Here is a 16,973-nt window from a genome sequence, read left to right as displayed (position 1 = left end):
CTCCCATAACGCGCCCCGGGTTGACCGCCCGGCTGAACCCGAAAGCCTCTGCAAAAAGTGACGCATGTTCATCTTCACTCCCGGGGATACCGGCGGTAACGTCTGCGCACCCCCACTCCCCAGGAGCTGCCATGGCACGGCGCGTCCCACGCACCACACTCGACAGACTGAGAACTCCTCGCAGGTTCCACGGGTTCCTGAAGTCGGCCTCGATATGCGTTCTCATCGCCGGTCTTCTGTCTCCGCTGACCCAGGTGACCGCCAGCGCGGCCACGGCCTCCAACGACTACTGCGGCGGCCAGTGCTCCGACATCCTGCCGCCCGGCGAGAACGGCAACGCCACCCTCGCCCAGATCCTGCTCAACCAGGCGTTCGGCACCCAGCCCAGCCATGCCGAGGACCAGCTCGGCCCCTACGCCAACCTCGCCACCGGCTACCCGGCCCTCACCGACTCGACCATCAATACGTTCTTCAACGACGCTTCGTTCGGAGTGCCCTCCGACCAGGTCGCCTCCACCGAGAAGCCGGCCGGCCGCAGCGACGTGACGATCGTCCGCGACAAGAAGACCGGTGTGCCGCACATCACCGGTACCACCAGATACGGGACCGAGTTCGGTGCGGGCTATGCCGCCGCCGAGGACCGGCTGTGGCTCATGGACGTCTTCCGGCACGTCGGCCGCGGCCGGCTGACCACCTTCGCGGGCGGCGCCGCGTCCAACCAGGGCCTGGAGCAGGAGTTCTACCGCAACGCGCCCTACACCGAGGCCGACCTCCAGGCGCAGATCGACAACGCCGTGGCGAAGAACGGCGCGCGCGGCCAGCAGGCCCTCGCCGACGCAGGCGCCTATCTCGCGGGCGTCAACTCCTACATCGACGCCTCCGACAGCGGCCGTTACTTCCCCGGCGAGTACGTCCTGACCGGCCACAAGGACTCGATCACCAACGCCGGCACCATCGACCACTTCAAGATCACCGACCTGGTGGCGCTGGCCTCGGTCATCGGCTCGCTGTTCGGTTCCGGCGGTGGCGGCGAGGTCAACAACGCCCTGTCCCTGATCGCCGCCCAGTCCAAGTACGGTGTGGCGGAGGGCACCAAGGTCTGGGAGTCGTTCCGCGAGCGCAACGACCCCGAGGCCGTCCTCACCGTCCACAACGGCGAGAGCTTCCCGTACGCCTCCACCCCGGCCGACCCGCAGGGCGAGGCCCTGCCCGACGCCGGCTCGGTGACCCAGGAGCCACTGGTCTACGACCGTACCGGCAGCGCGGCCACCTCCAGTGCCACCAGCGCCTCGGCCACGGCGGCGAAGACGACGCTGAGCTCCGCCAAGCGCGGCATGTCCAACGCCCTGGTGGTGAGCGGCAAGTACACCAAGAGCGGCCACCCGATCGCCGTGTTCGGCCCGCAGACCGGCTACTTCGCCCCGCAGCTGCTCATGCTCCAGGAGATCCAGGGCCCGGGCATCAGCGCCCGCGGCGCCTCCTTCGCGGGCCTGAGCATGTACGTCGAACTCGGCCGCGGGCAGGACTACTCCTGGAGCGCGACGACCTCCGGCCAGGACATCATCGACTCCTACGCCGTCGAACTGTGCCAGGACGACTACCACTACCTGTACCACGGCACCTGCACGGCCATGGACAAGGTCGAACAGGCGAACGCCTGGAAGCCGACCACGGCCGACGGCACCGCGGCGGGCTCGTACACGATGCGGGTGTGGCGCACGAAGTACGGGCCGGTGGAGTACCGGGCCACGGTCGGCGGCAAGAAGGTCGCCTACACCACCCTGCGCTCCTCCTACCTGCACGAGGCCGACTCGATCATCGGCTTCCAGATGCTGAACGACCCGGACTTCGTCAAGGGCCCGGCGGACTTCCAGGCCGCGGCCCAGCACATCAACTACACCTTCAACTGGTTCTACGCCGACTCCCAGCACACCGCGTACTACAACAGCGGCGACAACCCGGTGCGCGCGAGCGGCGTCGACGCGGAGTTCCCGGTGTGGGGACAGGCGGCGTACGAGTGGAAGAACTGGGACCCGTCGACCAACACGGCCGACTACACCCCGGCCTCCGCCCACCCCAACTCCATCGACCAGGACTACTACATCTCCTGGAACAACAAGCAGGCCAAGGACTACACCACCGCATCCTGGGGCGACGGCTCCGTGCACCGCGGCAACCTGCTCGACGACCGGGTGAAGAAGCTGGTCGCGGCCGGCGGGGTGACCCGTACGGCGCTGGTGAAGGCCATGGCGGACGCCGCCCTTGAGGACCTGCGGGCCGAGGACGTGCTGCCGAAGCTGCTGAAGGTCGTCAACAGTTCCACGGTCACGGACTCCACGGCCGCGGCGGCGGTGGCCAAACTCCAGGCCTGGGTGACGGCCGGCGCCAAGCGCACGGAGACCTCGGCGGGCTCCAAGACGTACGCCGACGCCGACGCCGTCCGGATCCTGGACGCCTGGTGGCCGCTGCTGGTGAAGAGCGAGTTCCAGTCCGGACTGGGCAGTGACCTCTACACCGCCTTCACCGGCAACCTGTCCGTCGACGAGGCGCCGTCCGCCGGGCACGGTCCCACCGGTTCGCACGCCGGAAGCTCCTTCCAGTACGGCTGGTGGAGTTATGTCGACAAGGACATCCGGGCGGTGCTCGGTGAGTCCGTGCAGGGCGGTCTCGCGCAGAAGTACTGCGGCGGCGGCAGCCTCAGCTCCTGCCGGGACATCCTCATCAGCACGCTCAAGACGGCGGCCGGAACGACCGCGGCCCAGGTCTACCCCGGCGACGACCAGTGCTCGGCGGGCGACCAGTGGTGCGCCGACTCGATCGTCCAGCGCACCCTGGGCGGCATCAAGCACGGCAAGATCAGCTGGCAGAACCGCCCGACCTTCCAGCAGGTCGTGGAGTACACCTCGCACCGGTGACACCGGAGTGCCGGCGGCGGGGTCAGGTGACGCGCCCCGCCGCCAGCACCACCCGGACCAGCTCCGGGTGCACGATGTCGCTGTGCGCGCCCGCCGGCGGCCCGCCGTGGCGGACCACCGCCGCCGCGTCGACGTTCACGCATCCCGAGCCGGGTAGGCGGCCGCCCAGCGCCTCGGTCAGCGTCAGCGCGCGCGTGCCCGGCACCGCCTGCACCCCGTCGTGGCCCATCGCGCCCCACTCGGGGCCCAGTACGTGCCCGATGTCGAAGCACGCCACCGACCGCGCGTCGCCCGCCATGCGGGAGGCCAGCGGGTAGAAGGTGCCCAGGGCCGCGTCGAAGTGCGAGTAGCAGCACACCACCGGTCCGTCGACGCGCTTGTGCAGATCCCGCAACGCCCCGGCGGCCTGCGGGTCGTGGGGCAGTTCGGCCGCGAAGGCGTAGTGCGAGAAGGCCCCCTGGAGCAGCGTCACGGACTTCACCGCGCGCACGCCCTGGGGCAGTCCGCGCAGCGCGAAGGACACCAGCCGGCCGCCGAAGCTGTGCCCCACCAGGTGCACCCGCACCCCGGGCGCCGCGCCGGCCAACTGCCCGATGACCGGGCCCAGTCCGTGCTCCCCGATGGTGCCGGCCCGCCGCTTCATCGCGTAGTACGTCGCCTGGCGCAGCAGTTCACGTGCCCCGTGCCACGGGTTTGGCAGCGAGAACCCCTCGGCCGGGCCCGGGGACTCCAGTGCCGCCAGGGCCTGCCCGAACTCCTCGCACGCCGCCGCCGTGTCCCCGCGGAGCATGCCGGGCTCGCCGTCCGCCGCGGTGTCCGTCGCGCACCGCGCCTGCGGTCCGTCCGGGGCCACCTCGACCAGGAGCCGCACCAGCCGCCCGAACTCCTCCAGCGCCGCCTCCTCGCGGGGCTGCCGGTCCAGCAGCCCGGCAAGCTGGTCGACCACGGTGGTCCGGTCGGGGAAGGTCCGCAGCAGCGCCTGCCGGGTGTCCTTGTCGAGCGCGGGACGCGGCGCGGCCTCGGCCTCCACGGCCGCCACGGACTTGGGGAAGTCGGGGATCGGCTCGTCCGAGAACCGCATCGAGGGCCACACCACGCCCACGTACCCGATCCGGGCCTTCGGCGCGAGCCCGGGAATCGGTGCGAAGAAGTGACGGTAGAGCGCGGTCGCGTCCGAGCGGTCGTTGTTCCAGCCGTGCGAGAAGACGATCAGGTCGTGGACTCCGTGGCCCGTGACCTCCGCGAGCAGCCGGTCCCGTTCCCGGCCGTCCACGTCCCCGTCCGCGTCGAAGGTCAGCTCCCAGTAGGGAGTCACACTCATCGCAGGATCCGCCATGACAGGCCCCCTCGTCCCCCGAAGTGGTGCGATGTGGGCGCATCGTCCTACCGGGGGACGGGGTTGGCCATACGTCGCGGCTCACCGGTAGCGGAGGTATTCCTTCCGGATCCGCCGGAACGCCGCCAGCTCCTCCTGCCAGGCACCGACGACCTCGTCCGTGTCCGCGCCGGCGTCGATCATCGTGCGGACCCGCGCGGAGCCCGTGAGCTTGTCGATCCAGTTGTCGGACCGCCAGGCGAAGCCGCTCCAGACCCGCTTCGCGGTCACCAGGAGCGCGATCCCGGTGCGCACGGGGTCGTACGCGGCCCGGTCGTGCACATGGATCTGCACCCCGCCGACGGTCTTGCCCTCGAACTTGGAGAACGTCGGCGCGAAGTACGCCTCGCGGAAGCGCACGCCCGGCAGCCCCAGCGCGTTCACCGCGGCCGCCCACCGTCCGTCGATGCCGTCCGCCCCCAGCAGTTCGAAGGGCCGCGTCGTGCCGCGCCCCTCCGACAGGTTCGTCCCCTCGAACAGGCAGGTCCCCGAGTACACCAGGGCCGTGTCCGGCGTCGGCATGTTCGGGCTCGGCGGCACCCAGGGCAGCCCGGTGGCGTCGAAGAACTCCGACCGCCGCCAGCCCGTCATGAGTACGGTCTCCGGCGCGACCCGGCCGCCCAGGAACTCCGCGTCGAACAGCCGCGCGAGCTCGGCCACCGTCATCCCGTGCGCCTGCGCGATCGGCTGCCGGCCGACGAAGGTGGCGAACTCCCTGTGCAGCACCGGCCCCACGGCCGACCGCCCGGTCACCGGGTTCGGCCGGTCCAGCACCACGAACCGCTTGCCCGCGAGCGCGGCGGCCTCCATGCAGTCGTACAGGGTCCAGATGTACGTGTAGAAACGCGCCCCGACGTCCTGGATGTCGAAGACGACGGTGTCCACGCCCGACGCGGTGAAGACGTCGGCCAGCGGCTGCCCGCTCTTGAGGTAGGTGTCGTAGACCGGCAGCCCCGTCGCCGGGTCGTCGTAGCGGCCCTCGGAGCCGCCCGCCTGCGCGGTGCCCCGGAACCCGTGCTCGGGTCCGAAGACCGCCGTCAGCCTGACACGGGGGTCCGCGTGCATCACGTCGACGATGTGGCGGACGTCCCGGGTGACGCCGGTCGGGTTGGTGACGACACCGGCCTTCTGGCCGGACAGGAGGGCATAGCCGTCTGCCGAGAGGTGGTCGAATCCGGTGCGCACGCGCTTGCCGGGTTCGGTCGCGACGGGTGCCGCGGGCACCGCCGCCATCGTGGCCGATGCGAGAAGGCTCCGTCTGGCCAGGCGCATGGGTGACCTCCGTGAGGGGGGAAGGTACATGCCGAGTGTGGCCGGGTCACCCTTCCGTTTACACATACCGACTGGTTAGTCTGGCCCGGCAGAGCCGAGTCGCGTCGTGTCGAAGGAGACCGATGGTGGAAGCCGTGCAGGATGCGGGAGTGGTCGTCACCGGGGCGGGTGGCGGCATCGGGGCCGCGCTGGCCCGCAGGTTCGCCGCCGAGGGGGCCCGGGTCGTGGTCAACGACCTGGACGCCGGGCGGGCCGAGGCCGTCGCCGAGGAGATCGGCGCGATCGCGGTGCCGGGCGACGCCTCCGCGATCGTCGGCGACGCCCGGGACGCGCTCGGCGGCACGATCGACGTCTACTGCGCCAACGCGGGCGTCGCGTTCGAGGACGCGGGTGCCGGCGAGCCGCTCGACGAGCGGTCCTGGGCCCTGTCCTGGGACGTCAACGTGATGGCCCACGTCCGCGCGGCCCACGCGCTGCTGCCCGAGTGGCTCGAACGCGGTCGCGGCCGGTTCGTCTCCACCGTCTCGGCCGCCGGACTCCTCACCATGATCGGCGCCCCCTCCTACGCCGTCACCAAGCACGGCGCGCTGGCCTTCGCCGAATGGCTGTCGCTCACCTACCGCCACCGGGGCCTGAAGGTGCACGCGATCTGTCCGCAGGGCGTCCGCACCGACATGCTCGCCGCGACCGGCAGCGCGGGCGACATCGTCCTGAAGCCCACCGCGATCGAGCCGGAGGACGTCGCGGACGCCCTGTTCAAGGGCATGCAGGAGGACCGCTTCCTGATCCTGCCGCACCCCGAGGTCGCCGAGTACTACCGGGCCCGGGCCACCGACCCCGACCGCTGGCTCGGCGGCATGAACCACCTCCAGCGCAAGTGGGAGGAGGTCCGATGACCGGCTCCCGTTACGCGGCCAAGCCCTGGCTGGCCCTCCTCGACGACGCCCAGCGCGCCCCGATCGACCCCGCCGACTCCCTCGTGCACGCCCTGCGCCGGGTGGTCACCGAGACCCCGGACCGCACCTTCCTCGCCTACTTCGACGCCCGCCTGACCTACCGCGAGGCCGACGAGCTCAGCGACTCCGTCGCCGGGCACCTCGTCGCCCGCGGCCTCGGGCGCGGCGACCGGGTCGCCATCCTGCTCCAGAACTCCCCGCACTTCGTGCTCGCCCTGCTCGGCGCCTGGAAGGCGGGCGCGACCGTCGTCCCCGTCAACCCGATGTACAAGTCCGGCGAGGTCTCCCACGTCCTGCGGGACGCGGAGGCGACCGCACTGGTCTGCGCCGACCGGGCCTGGGAGTCGTACCTGCGGAACACGGCCGCCGGCTCACCCGTGCGGATCGTGCTCACCGCCTGCGAGCTGGACTTCCAGACCCGCGACGACGCGCGCGTGCTCTCCTTCGAGCGGCTGCCCCCGGCGGCGGACGCCGACGACCTCGTGACCGTCGCCCGGCAGGGCGACAAGGCGCCCGAGGACCGCGCCCCGGCCCCGGACGACATCGCCCTGATCAGCTACACCTCGGGCACCAGCGGCACCCCCAAGGGCGCCACCAACACGCACGCCAACATCATGTACAACGCCGAGCGCCAGCGGACCGGCCTCGGCCTGCCCGACGCGCCGGTCTACTTCACGCTGGCGCCCCTGTTCCACATCACCGGGATGGTCTGCCAGCTCGGCGCCTGCCTGAACAGCGCGGGCACGCTGGTGCTGGCCTACCGCTTCGAACCCGGGGTCGTCCTGGACGCGTTCGCCGAGCACCGGCCGCACTACACGGTCGGCCCCTCGACCGCCTTCATGGCGCTGACCGCCCACCCGGCCGTCACCCCGGACCACTTCTCCTCCTTCCGCGTCATCTCCTCGGGCGGCGCGCCCCTGCCGCCCGCGCTGGTGGAGAAGTTCCGGTCGGGCTTCGGACCGTACATCCGCAACGGCTACGGGCTGACCGAGTGCACCGCGCCCTGCGCCAGCGTGCCGCCCGGCCGGGAGGCACCCGTCGATCCGGTCTCCGGGACGCTGGCCGTCGGCGTGCCCGGCCCCGACACGGTCGTACGCATCGTCGACGACCAGGGCGCGGAGGTGCCCTACGGCGAGCAGGGCGAGATCGTCGTGCGCGGCCCCCAGGTCGTGCCCGGCTACTGGCGGCGGCCCGACGCCACCGCCGAGACCTTCCCCGGCGGCGAACTGCGCACCGGCGACATCGGCTTCATGGACGAGCAGGGCTGGCTGTACGTCGTCGACCGCAAGAAGGACATGATCAACGCGTCCGGCTTCAAGGTGTGGCCGCGCGAGGTCGAGGACGTCCTCTACACCCACCCGGCAGTGCGCGAGGCGGCCGTGGTCGGGATACCGGACGGCTATCGTGGCGAAACCGTCAAGGCGTACATCAGCCTGCGTCCCGGCGCCGAGTCGGACCCCGACGCACTGGCCGCCTACTGCAAGGAGAGACTGGCGGCCTACAAGTACCCGCGTCAGGTGGAGATCCTGCCCGACCTGCCCAAGACGGCGAGTGGGAAGATCCTGCGTCGGGAACTGCGCTCCCGCGCGCACGACAGTAAGTAGAACTACAGAAAGGCAGGTGGCGGCAGTGCCCAGGACGACGGACGGAGACGGAACCCCCGTCCCCCAGCGGTTGCTCGCCGCCGCCACTCGGCTCTTCGCCGAGCAGGGCTACGACCGGACCTCGGTGCAGGAGATCGTGGAGGCGGCCGGCGTCACCAAGGGGGCGCTGTACCACTACTTCGGCTCCAAGGACGACCTCCTGCACGAGGTGTACGCGCGCGTGCTGCGGGTGCAGCAGGAGCGCCTGGACGCGTTCGCGAACGCCGACGAGCCCATCGAGAAGCGGCTGCGGGGGGCGGCGGCCGACGTGGTGGTCACCACCATCGAGAACCTCGACGACGCGATGATCTTCTTCCGCTCCATGCACCACCTGAGCCCGGAGAAGAACAAGCAGGTGCGCGCCGAGCGCCGGCGCTACCACGAACGCTTCCGTGCGCTGGTCGAGGAAGGCCAGCGGGAGGGCGTCTTCTCCACGGCGACCCCCGCCGACCTCGTGGTGGACTACCACTTCGGCTCCGTCCACCACCTGTCGACGTGGTACCGGCCCGACGGGCCGCTCAGCCCCCAGGAGGTCGCCGACCACCTCGCCGACCTGCTGCTGCGGGCGCTGCGCCCGTAGGACCGCGTACGGCCGGAGAACCGCGTACGCCCGGAGGACCGCGCACCCGTCCCGGCCCCGGGGCCAAGTCGATGATCTCCTCGAAGAACAGGACGGCCGTGCCCGCCGCGCCGCCGCCGACGCCGACACGATGGCGGCGCGCTGGGTGAGCAGCGGTCCGTCCCGGTCGGGCCGCGGACGGCCGGACTGTGGCACCCCCGCACCCCTTACCGGGTGACACGGGCGCCGGCACCCACCGGCCGTCGCCCGCAGCGCCCCGACGACCCGCTCGGAGCGGCCGGGGCCGAACACCACGCCCGTCGCACCGGCCTCGCCGGCCCGGCGCAGCAGCTCCCGCGGCCGGAACTCGGGGCCCAGCACGTCCAGCACGGTGACGCCGGAGACGGCCACCGCCGGACCGCCGGAAGCCGCCTCCAGCTCCACGGCGCCCGAGCCCACGACGGACAACAGCTGTTCGAGACTCACCCCCCGGCTCCACCGCTGTGCCCGCCCCGGCGATTCCTCCGGCACCGTCACCGTTCCCCCCGTTCCCGCCCACACGAAGGCACGGCGAAGCCCGGGCAGCAGGCACCGGGGAAGGCCGGTGCGGCCGCCCGGGGGAGTGCGGCGCGGCGACAGGACCACGCCGTGCCCCGCCACCGTCAGCCGGCCGGGCTCACCGCACAGCCGCATCGGGTCATCGGCCGGTCGCAGCCGGTCGAGGCCGGTCGAGCCGGCCCGGTCACGAGCACCGGTATGGGCCGCGCCCGGGCGGCCCGTGCCGGCCCTGTGGTTCAGAGGTACTTCTTCAGCTCCCGCCGCGCCAGCGACCGCTGGTGCACCTCGTCGGGGCCGTCCGCGATCATCAGGGTGCGGGCAGCCGCGTACAGCTCGGCGAGCGGGAAGTCCTGGCTCACTCCGCCCGCGCCGTGCAGCTGGATCGCGCGGTCGATGATGTCGACGACCGCGCGGGGCGTGGCGATCTTGATGGCCTGGATCTCCGTGTGGGCGCCCCTGTTGCCGACGGTGTCCATCAGCCAGGCGGTCTTGAGCACCAGCAGCCGCAGCTGCTCGACCGTCACCCGGGCGTCCGCGATCCAGTTGTGGACCACGCCCTGCTGGGCGAGTGCCTTGCCGAAGGCCTGGCGGGAGACGGCCCTGCGGCACATCAGCTCGATCGCCCGCTCGGCCATGCCGATCAGCCGCATGCAGTGGTGGATGCGGCCGGGACCGAGCCGGGCCTGCGCGATGGCGAAGCCGCCGCCCTCCTCGCCGATCAGGTTGGCCACCGGCACGCGCGCGTGGTCGAAGACCACCTCGGCGTGGCCGCCGTGGGAGTGGTCCTCGTAGCCGAACACCCGCATGGCCCGCTTGACGGTGACGCCCGGGGTGTCGCGGGGGACCAGCACCATGGACTGCTGGCGGCGGATGTCCGGCCCGTCCGGGTCGGTCTTGCCCATCACGATGAAGATCCTGCAGTCCGGGTTCATCGCCCCGGAGATGTACCACTTGCGGCCGGTGATGACGTACTCGTCGCCGTCCCGCTCGATGTACGTGGTGATGTTGGTGGCGTCCGAGGAGGCCACCTCCGGCTCGGTCATCGCGAACGCCGAGCGGATCTCACCGGCGAGCAGCGGCTCCAGCCACTGCTTCTTCTGCTGCTCGTCGGCGAACTGCGCCAGCACCTCCATGTTGCCCGTGTCGGGCGCGGCGCAGTTCAGCGCGGTGGGCGCGAGGTGCGGGGAGCGTCCGGTGATCTCGGCGAGCGGCGCGTACTGGAGGTTCGTCAGCCCCGCCCCGTACTCGGCGTCGGGCAGGAAGAGGTTCCACAGGCCCTGCCTGCGGGCCTCGGCCTTGAGTTCCTCCACCACGGCCGGGGTGTCCCACGGCGAGGCCAGCGCGGCCCGCTGCTCCTCGGCGACCGCCTCGGCCGGGTAGACGTACTCGTCCATGAAGGCGAGGAGCTTGGCGCGCAGTTCCTCCGTGCGCGCGTCGAACGCGAAGTCCATGCCGGTCAGCCTTCCTGAAGAGTGGTCAGTCCGTGGTGGATGAAGACGGGGACGAGCTCGCCGATCCGGTCGAAGCCGCGCCCGACCGTCTGGCCCAGCGTGTACCGGTAGTGGATGCCCTCCAGGATCACGGCCAGCTTGAACCAGGCGAACGCCGTGTACCAGGAGACGGCCGAGACGTCCCGGCCCGAACGCGCGGCGTACCGCTCGATCAGCTCGGCCGGGGACGGGTGCCCGAGGGCCTCGGCGGTGGTGGAGACCGGCGACTCGGGCATGCCCAGCGGCTGGCTGTACATCACCAGCAGGCCCAGGTCGGTGAGCGGGTCGCCGAGGGTGGACATCTCCCAGTCGAGGATCGCCCGGATCGTGTCGTCCGGGCCGATCAGGACGTTGTCGAGGCGGTAGTCGCCGTGCACGACGGTGGGCGCGGGGGAGCCGGGCAGCTGCCGGCCGAGGCTGGCGTGCAGCTCGTCGATCCCGGCCAGCTCGCGGTTGCGCGAGGCGTCCAGCTGCTTGCCCCAGCGGCGCAGCTGCCGGTCCAGGAACCCCTCGGGCCGGCCGAAGTCCGCGAGGCCCACCTCGGCGGGGTCCACCGCGTGCAGCTCCACCAGGGTGTCGACCAGGGACAGCACGGCGTTCCGGGTGCGCTCCGCGCCCAGCGGGGCGAGCTGGTCGGCGGTACGGTAGGGGGTTCCCTCGACGAACTCCATCACGTAGAACGGGGACCCGAGCACCTGCTCGTCCTCGCACAGCAGCACCGGGTCGGGCACCGGCACGTCCGTCGGGTGCAGCGCGCTGATCACGCGGTACTCGCGCTTCATGTCGTGCGCGGTGGCCAGCACATGGCCCAGCGGGGGCCGGCGTACGACCCATCTGGACCTGCCGTCGGAGACCGCGTAGGTGAGGTTCGACCGTCCGCCCTCGATCAGCCGGCCGGTCAGCGGGCCGGTCACCAGGCCGGGCCGCTCCCGGTCGAGCAGGCCGCGCAGCCGGTCGAGATCGAGTCCGGGCGGGTGGTCGGGGCTCATACGTCGCTCCTACGAATGGGTGACAGGATACGACTCATGATGCCGACCGGTCGGTATGTCGTCCAGTGGGAGGGCCAAACGTGATCGGTGCCACGATAGGCCGACGGCTCCCCGAGGGTGGTCATGGCGCTCGTCCTCCTGGGTACCGGGGGACGTGAACGGCGTCGACACCGACGGCGTCGACGACACCCCAGGCTGCCACGCGGACAACCCGTATCGGGTCAGTCCCGGTTGCGTGGCGCCCGCGTACCCCGGAGGGTCGGTGACATGAAGGGCATCCACTACAGCCGCTACGGCGGAGCCGAGGTCCTCGAGTACGGCGAGCTGCGCGATCCCAAGGTCGGTCCCGACTCGGTGCTCGTGAAGGTGCGCGCGGCGGCCGTCAACCCCGTCGACTGGAAGTGCCGCGAGGGCTATCTGGACGCCGCCCTGGACGCCGTCTTCCCGGTCGTCCCCGGCTGGGACGTCTCCGGCGTCGTCGTGCAACCAGGGGCGGCCGTCACCGAGTTCGCCGTCGGCGACGAGGTCATCGGCTACGTCCGCGAGGACTTCCTGTCGCGGGGCACCTTCGCCGAGTACGTGGCCGCCCCCGTGCGCACCCTGGCCCGCAAGCCGCGCAACCTCAGCTACGAGGAGGCGGCCGGGCTGCCGCTGGCCGGACTCACCGCCTACCAGGTGCTCGTCAAGACGCTGGAGGTCAAGCGCGGCGAGACCGTCCTGGTGCACGCGGCCGCCGGCGGCGTCGGCTCGATCGCCGTCCAGCTCGCCGCCCACTTCGGGGCCCGGGTCATCGGTACGGCGAGCGAGCGCAACCACGACTACGTGCGCGGCCTGGGCGGCGAACCGGTGGCCTACGGCGACGGCCTGGCCGAACGGGTACGGGGACTCGCCCCGGAGGGGGTGGAAGCGGTCTTCGACACCGTGGGCGGCGACGCGCTCAAGGCCTCGGCGAACCTGCTCGCCCCCGAGGGCCGGCTGGCGTCGATCGCGGACGCGGACGTCGTCGGCTACGGCGGCCGCTACTGCTTCGTACGCCCCGACGCGGAGGACCTGGGCCGTCTGTCCGAGCTCGCCGAACAGGGCGCGGTGTCGGTGCACGTGTCCGAGACCTTCCCGCTGGAGCGGACGGCGGACGCACAGCGGCTGAACCAGGAGGGCCGGACCCGGGGCAAGATCGTGGTGACCGTGGACTGGTCGGAGGAGACGGGAGCGGAATCCGGGCGGTAACGCGCTCCGGGTACTCCGGCGCTACACGACGAGCGCGGCGGCGCACACCGCCATCGCCACCGTGCACAGCACCGCCGCCAGGGCGTGGCGGGGAGCGAGCGCGGCCACCCGCTCGCCCGGGCTCGCCAGCGCGCGGATGCGGTGGTGGGCGACCAGCAGGAAGCCCACCCAGAGGGCGCCGCACAGGGCGCAGGCCACGATCCCGGTGGCCGAGGCCCCGCCGTGCAGCGCGGCCCGCAGTGCCAGCACGGAGGCGACGGCGTACGACAGCGTGGTGCGCCGCCAGGCGAGCCGGGTCCGCTCCGGTTGCAGCCCGGGGTCCCGGCCGGGGTCCTGCCCGGTCGTCACCCGGCCCACCCGGCCAGCACGACCACGACCATCGCGATGGCCACCACGGCGACGACCAGGCCCAGCACCGCGGGGAACCGGGAGGCGGGCAGGTCCTCGCCCCGCCGCATGGCACGCTCGCAGCGCACCCAGTGGTTCACCGCCCTGAGCGAGCACAGCACACCCGCCGCGAGCAGGGCCAGCGCGAGCCCGACCCGCCAGCCCCAGCGCAGGTCGGGCAGGAACTGGTCCACCGCGAACCCGCCGCCGATCAACGCCAGCGCGGTCCGCAGCCAGGCCAGGAAGGTGCGCTCGTTCGCCAGCGAGAACCGGTAGTCGGGCGTACTGCCCTCCTCCCGCACCTGCTCCGGCGCGAACCACAACCGGACGTTCCGTACGAACTCGATCACGCGGCCGACCCTACCGGGGCGTCACCGGGCCGCCCGGAACGCCCTCAGCCGCTCGTACGCCGCCAGCCCGTCCGGCACCCACTCCCACTCCCCGAGCCGCCGCCGCACCTCCTCCTCGGGCAGGAAGTCGTACCAGGCCACCTCCTCCACCTGCGGCCGCACCGGCGTCTCGCAGCGGACCTCGTACACCGCCGACCACCAGCTCCGCCCGGCCCCGCCGTCGTAGAGGAACTTGAACAGGAACGTCGGCCGGGGCAGCCCGCTCACCCCCAGTTCCTCCTCCGCCTCCCGCAGCGCCGCGTCGTCGTAGGACTCGCCCGCCCCGACGACACCCCCGACGAACATGTCGTGCAGGGAGGGGAACACCAGCTTGGTCGATGTGCGCCGGTGGACGAAGAGCCGGCCGGCGGGGTCCCGGGCCTGGATGAACACGCAGCGGTGGCGCAGCCCCCGCGCGTAGGCCTCCCCGCGCGGGGACCGGCCGATGACCTGGTCGTTCTCGTCGACGATGTCGAGGATCTCGTCAGCAGCGCTCATGGCCCCCATGAAAGCAGGGCGGCCCCGCCGGGGAGCCGGGCCGGGTCAGTGCGGCTGGAGGTCCCGCGCCCGCTCCTGCTCCGCAGTGCCGCGCGGCATCGCCGGGTGCAGCCCCAGCAGCACGATCCCCGTGACGATCGCCGCGAGGCCGGCCGCCTCCCAGGCCAGCGCCCCGGTGTCGGTGCGCAGCCGGTCGCCGAGGAAGCCCACCCCGCACAGGATCCCGGCCAGCGGCTGGGTCGCGGTGAGCGCGGGCAGCGACATGCGCAGCGGGGCGGTCTCGAACGCGCTCTGCACGAGCAGCAGCCCGGTCACGCCGAGCGCGACCACCCCGTACGGCTGCCAGCCGGTGAACACCTCGGCGAGCCCGCCCGCGGAGAAACGCTCCCCGCTCACCCGGGTCAACGCGTCCTGCACGCCGTAAAGAAGCCCGGCCGCGCAGGCCAGCAGGACCGGGCCCCAGCTCAGCCGCGAGCGTTTGGCGTACGTCGTCAGCACCAGGGCGACGCCCACCATCACGCCGATGATCAGCCAGTGCCGGAACGGATCGGTCACGGCGGTCCCGCCGCGCGGCTGACCGGCCACGATGAACGCGGTCACGCCCCCCGCGAGGAGCGCGAGCCCCGCCCAGCCCTGGTGGCCGAGGACCTGCCGGGTCCGGTACCGGGACAGGGCGAGGGCGAACAGCAGGTTGGTGGCGAGCAGCGGTTCCACCAGGGAGATCTCACCCTGGCCCAGGGCGATCGCGCCCAGGACCATGCCGGCCACCATCAGTCCTATGCCGCCCAGCCAACTGGGCACTCTCATCAGGTCGAGCAGCAGCCGGAACGACAGGAAGTCGCTGAGCGGTGCCTTCTGGGCGGCGGCTTGCTGGAGCACGAACCCGAAGCCCAGGCAACAGGCCGCGCTCACGGCGAGAATCAGAACCAGAACCGACACGCTGCGTACCTCGATCATCCGGCCGGGCCACGGAGTGCGTAGTGGCCGACTGTAGCGCTCCCGGGTCGGCGTTGCCCCTGGGAGTACCCGGAACCGGGCAGTTGACTCGGTCGCGCTGCCCGGGGGGACGCGTGGACGGCGGCGAGACCGTACTGCCATGGTCCGTTGGCCGGACCGGTGGCGCCATGGCACACGCCACAGGGTGACCTGCGACGCGATGTCCCGGGGGCGCTTGCGGTGGCCGAGTGGATCACAACTCGCCCACAGGGAAAGATAGTTGACGCGTGTAACACCTCGTTGTCGCTTGACGGAAACTGTTGACTGAGGGTTTGCTGTGAGTGATCGGTCGATGCCGGCCCGCCACCCGCCCGGGCGCCGACCACGAGCCCCGCCCCGAGGAAGGCCCCCCGCTGTCCCCAAGCCGCTCCCGCACACCCCGGGCCACCACCGACCCACGGCCCGCCGGCCGGCCGGAACCCCTGCCCGACCCGCCCCGCGACACCGCCGACGGGCGAGGAGACGAGCCGCCGGACTCCGCGCCCGCGACTCCCTGCGGCCCCGTACGCACAACCGGAACCGGCGACCCGGCCGAGCCCGCACCCGACAGCGGCCCGGACGCCACGTCCGCCCCGGCGGCGGGCGGCGAGTCGAGCCGCGGGGCTGGGGCCGTGGTCGGTGGTGGGCGGGGTGTCGGGAATGCGGCCGGGCCGGGCGCGTTGGGTATGTCGGGTTCCGGGGCCGTGTCCGCGGTCGGCGGCGGACCGGACTTCGGGGCCGTGCCGGCGACCGGTGGCGCGCCCGGCGGCGGGCCGGGGCCCGCCTGCGAGCCTGACCGAGGCGCCGTCCCCGCCTTCGATCCCGCCCACGACGACACCGAACTCGTCGCCGCCCGCGCCGCTCTGGCACAGGGCCGCCGCCAGGCCGCCCGGGCGCTTCTGCTGCGCACCGGGGACGACTGGGACCGGCGCGGACACCGCATCGCCGTCCTCGCCCAGAACCCGTACGCCGCCGCCTGGGCCCGCGACTGGCTGATCGTCGAGCCCCGGTCCGCCGACGCCGCCGCGCTCCTCGCCCTGGCCCTCGTCCACCGCGCCCGGCGCGGCAAGGAGGGACGGGGCCCGGCCCGGGACGCCTGCCGTGCGGCGGCCGCGCTGGCGCCTCCTGCCGACCCCACCCCGTGGCTCGGCCTGCTCTTACTCGAGCGGGCCTTCGGCAGCGACGACACGGTGGCCCGGATCTTCGGCGAGGTGCGCGACCGACACCCCGAACACCACCACGCCCACCACCTGATGGTCGCCCGGCTCGCCGAGCGCGGCACCCTCCGCGGCCCGGCCCCGCTGCACGAGGTGTACGAGTTCGCCGACCACGTCGCCGCCCGGGCCCCCGCCGACTCCCCGCTCGCCCTCCTGCCCGTCGTCGCCCGCGCCGAGCGTTACCGCGTACTGGCCACGGCCGGCCTGGAGCCGGCCGACCCGGCCGACTCCGCCCACTGGACGGGGAGCCGCGCCCGGCAGGCGACACGGGCCGCGTTCGACTGGTGGCTGGAGTGGGAGCACGACGACCACCCGCGCCGTCACGTCGACCTGAACTTCCTCGCCCACGCCATGGTCTGCCAGCAGCGGACCGCCGAGGCCGCCGCCCTGTTCCGGCGCATCGGCCGGCACGCCACCCCGGCCCCCTGGTCGTACCCGTACCAGGACCCGTGCGCCGCCTTCCGCCGGGCCCGCGGCAAGGCCCTCGGCGGCTGACCCGGCCCGCTCCCACGCGCCTCGCGCC

The 16,973-nt window shown here is 72.6% G+C and carries 13 protein-coding genes and 1 pseudogene; 6 read left to right on the top strand and 8 right to left on the bottom strand.

The window, feature by feature from the left end:
• Positions 1 to 131 precede the first annotated feature (131 nt).
• Positions 132 to 2,915: a penicillin acylase family protein gene (locus ACFY01_RS19820; RefSeq protein ID WP_390737002.1), complete on the top strand. Its 2,784-nt coding sequence runs from the start codon at positions 132 to 134 to the stop codon at positions 2,913 to 2,915.
• A 22-nt stretch (positions 2,916 to 2,937) separates the two neighbouring features.
• Here the strand turns inward: ACFY01_RS19820 and ACFY01_RS19815 are convergent, their stop codons facing one another.
• Together ACFY01_RS19815 and ACFY01_RS19810 are read right to left on the bottom strand one after the other, a co-directional pair.
• Positions 2,938 to 4,251, bottom strand: coding sequence for a serine-threonine protein kinase (locus ACFY01_RS19815; protein WP_390737001.1), 1,314 nt, complete (start codon positions 4,249 to 4,251; stop codon positions 2,938 to 2,940).
• 81 nt (positions 4,252 to 4,332) lie between these two features.
• Positions 4,333 to 5,562 carry an exo-beta-N-acetylmuramidase NamZ domain-containing protein gene (locus tag ACFY01_RS19810; protein WP_390737000.1) on the bottom strand — a complete coding sequence of 410 codons (1,230 nt, stop codon included), beginning with the start codon at positions 5,560 to 5,562 and terminating at the stop codon, positions 4,333 to 4,335.
• 122 nt (positions 5,563 to 5,684) lie between these two features.
• On the opposite strand from ACFY01_RS19810, the gene ACFY01_RS19805 reads away from it, so the two are divergent.
• The 3 genes from ACFY01_RS19805 to ACFY01_RS19795 are packed head-to-tail and all read left to right on the top strand — an operon-like array spanning position 5,685 to position 8,741.
• Positions 5,685 to 6,458 (top strand): SDR family oxidoreductase, encoded by a 774-nt coding sequence (locus ACFY01_RS19805; RefSeq protein ID WP_390736999.1) that lies wholly within the window; start codon positions 5,685 to 5,687, stop codon positions 6,456 to 6,458.
• Complete coding sequence (locus ACFY01_RS19800) at positions 6,455 to 8,122, top strand: class I adenylate-forming enzyme family protein (protein ID WP_390736998.1); 1,668 nt, start codon at positions 6,455 to 6,457, stop codon at positions 8,120 to 8,122. Before ACFY01_RS19805 ends, ACFY01_RS19800 begins: the two co-directional genes overlap by 4 nt.
• Before the next feature lie 25 nt (positions 8,123 to 8,147).
• The gene (locus tag ACFY01_RS19795; RefSeq protein ID WP_390736997.1) at positions 8,148 to 8,741 is read left to right on the top strand and encodes a TetR/AcrR family transcriptional regulator; all 594 of its coding nucleotides are present in this window, start codon (positions 8,148 to 8,150) and stop codon (positions 8,739 to 8,741) included.
• Positions 8,742 to 9,514: 773 nt separating this feature from the next.
• Here the strand turns inward: ACFY01_RS19795 and ACFY01_RS19790 are convergent.
• Both ACFY01_RS19790 and ACFY01_RS19785 read right to left on the bottom strand, forming a co-directional pair.
• On the bottom strand, positions 9,515 to 10,729 hold the full coding sequence (locus ACFY01_RS19790; RefSeq protein WP_390736996.1) for an acyl-CoA dehydrogenase family protein: 1,215 nt from the start codon (positions 10,727 to 10,729) through the stop codon (positions 9,515 to 9,517).
• Positions 10,730 to 10,734: 5 nt separating this feature from the next.
• Positions 10,735 to 11,757 (bottom strand): phosphotransferase family protein, encoded by a 1,023-nt coding sequence (locus ACFY01_RS19785; RefSeq protein WP_390736995.1) that lies wholly within the window; start codon positions 11,755 to 11,757, stop codon positions 10,735 to 10,737.
• 267 nt (positions 11,758 to 12,024) lie between these two features.
• On the opposite strand from ACFY01_RS19785, the gene ACFY01_RS19780 reads away from it, so the two are divergent.
• The gene (locus ACFY01_RS19780) at positions 12,025 to 12,984 is read left to right on the top strand and encodes an NADP-dependent oxidoreductase (protein ID WP_390736994.1); all 960 of its coding nucleotides are present in this window, start codon (positions 12,025 to 12,027) and stop codon (positions 12,982 to 12,984) included.
• A gap of 21 nt (positions 12,985 to 13,005) precedes the next feature.
• Here ACFY01_RS19780 and ACFY01_RS19775 read toward each other — a convergent pair whose 3' ends face one another.
• The 4 genes from ACFY01_RS19775 to ACFY01_RS19760 are packed head-to-tail and all read right to left on the bottom strand — an operon-like array spanning position 13,006 to position 15,197.
• The gene (locus tag ACFY01_RS19775; RefSeq protein ID WP_390736993.1) at positions 13,006 to 13,332 is read right to left on the bottom strand and encodes a DUF202 domain-containing protein; all 327 of its coding nucleotides are present in this window, start codon (positions 13,330 to 13,332) and stop codon (positions 13,006 to 13,008) included.
• Entirely contained in the window at positions 13,329 to 13,721 is a 393-nt protein-coding gene (locus tag ACFY01_RS19770; RefSeq protein WP_390736992.1) for a YidH family protein, read from the bottom strand. Before ACFY01_RS19770 ends, ACFY01_RS19775 begins: the two co-directional genes overlap by 4 nt.
• Positions 13,722 to 13,742: 21 nt before the next feature.
• Entirely contained in the window at positions 13,743 to 14,258 is a 516-nt protein-coding gene (locus ACFY01_RS19765) for an NUDIX hydrolase (RefSeq protein WP_390736991.1), read from the bottom strand.
• 45 nt (positions 14,259 to 14,303) lie between these two features.
• Entirely contained in the window at positions 14,304 to 15,197 is an 894-nt protein-coding gene (locus ACFY01_RS19760; protein ID WP_390736990.1) for a DMT family transporter, read from the bottom strand.
• Between the two features lie 839 nt (positions 15,198 to 16,036).
• Between ACFY01_RS19760 and ACFY01_RS19755 the strand changes: the two are divergent.
• Positions 16,037 to 16,945, top strand: a pseudogene (locus ACFY01_RS19755) (hypothetical protein); the annotation flags it as partial.
• Positions 16,946 to 16,973: the final 28 nt, after the last annotated feature.

The organism is Streptomyces sp. NPDC001480, from assembly GCF_042894725.1.
In the GTDB taxonomy this organism is placed as follows: domain Bacteria; phylum Actinomycetota; class Actinomycetes; order Streptomycetales; family Streptomycetaceae; genus Streptomyces.
Note: the sequence above shows the minus strand (reverse complement) of the source record. Positions and strands in the feature narration are given on the sequence as shown.

What these genes read in the sequence shown, in the direction of transcription:
- ACFY01_RS19820 (WP_390737002.1), top strand. Translation starts at nt 132, where the DNA reads ATGGCACGGCGCGTCCCACGCACCACACTCGACAGACTGAGAACTCCT.
- ACFY01_RS19815 (WP_390737001.1), bottom strand. Translation starts at nt 4,251, where the DNA reads ATGGCGGATCCTGCGATGAGTGTGACTCCCTACTGGGAGCTGACCTTC.
- ACFY01_RS19810 (WP_390737000.1), bottom strand. Translation starts at nt 5,562, where the DNA reads ATGCGCCTGGCCAGACGGAGCCTTCTCGCATCGGCCACGATGGCGGCG.
- ACFY01_RS19805 (WP_390736999.1), top strand. Translation starts at nt 5,685, where the DNA reads ATGGTGGAAGCCGTGCAGGATGCGGGAGTGGTCGTCACCGGGGCGGGT.
- ACFY01_RS19800 (WP_390736998.1), top strand. Translation starts at nt 6,455, where the DNA reads ATGACCGGCTCCCGTTACGCGGCCAAGCCCTGGCTGGCCCTCCTCGAC.
- ACFY01_RS19790 (WP_390736996.1), bottom strand. Translation starts at nt 10,729, where the DNA reads ATGGACTTCGCGTTCGACGCGCGCACGGAGGAACTGCGCGCCAAGCTC.
- ACFY01_RS19785 (WP_390736995.1), bottom strand. Translation starts at nt 11,757, where the DNA reads ATGAGCCCCGACCACCCGCCCGGACTCGATCTCGACCGGCTGCGCGGC.
- ACFY01_RS19780 (WP_390736994.1), top strand. Translation starts at nt 12,025, where the DNA reads ATGAAGGGCATCCACTACAGCCGCTACGGCGGAGCCGAGGTCCTCGAG.
- ACFY01_RS19765 (WP_390736991.1), bottom strand. Translation starts at nt 14,258, where the DNA reads ATGAGCGCTGCTGACGAGATCCTCGACATCGTCGACGAGAACGACCAG.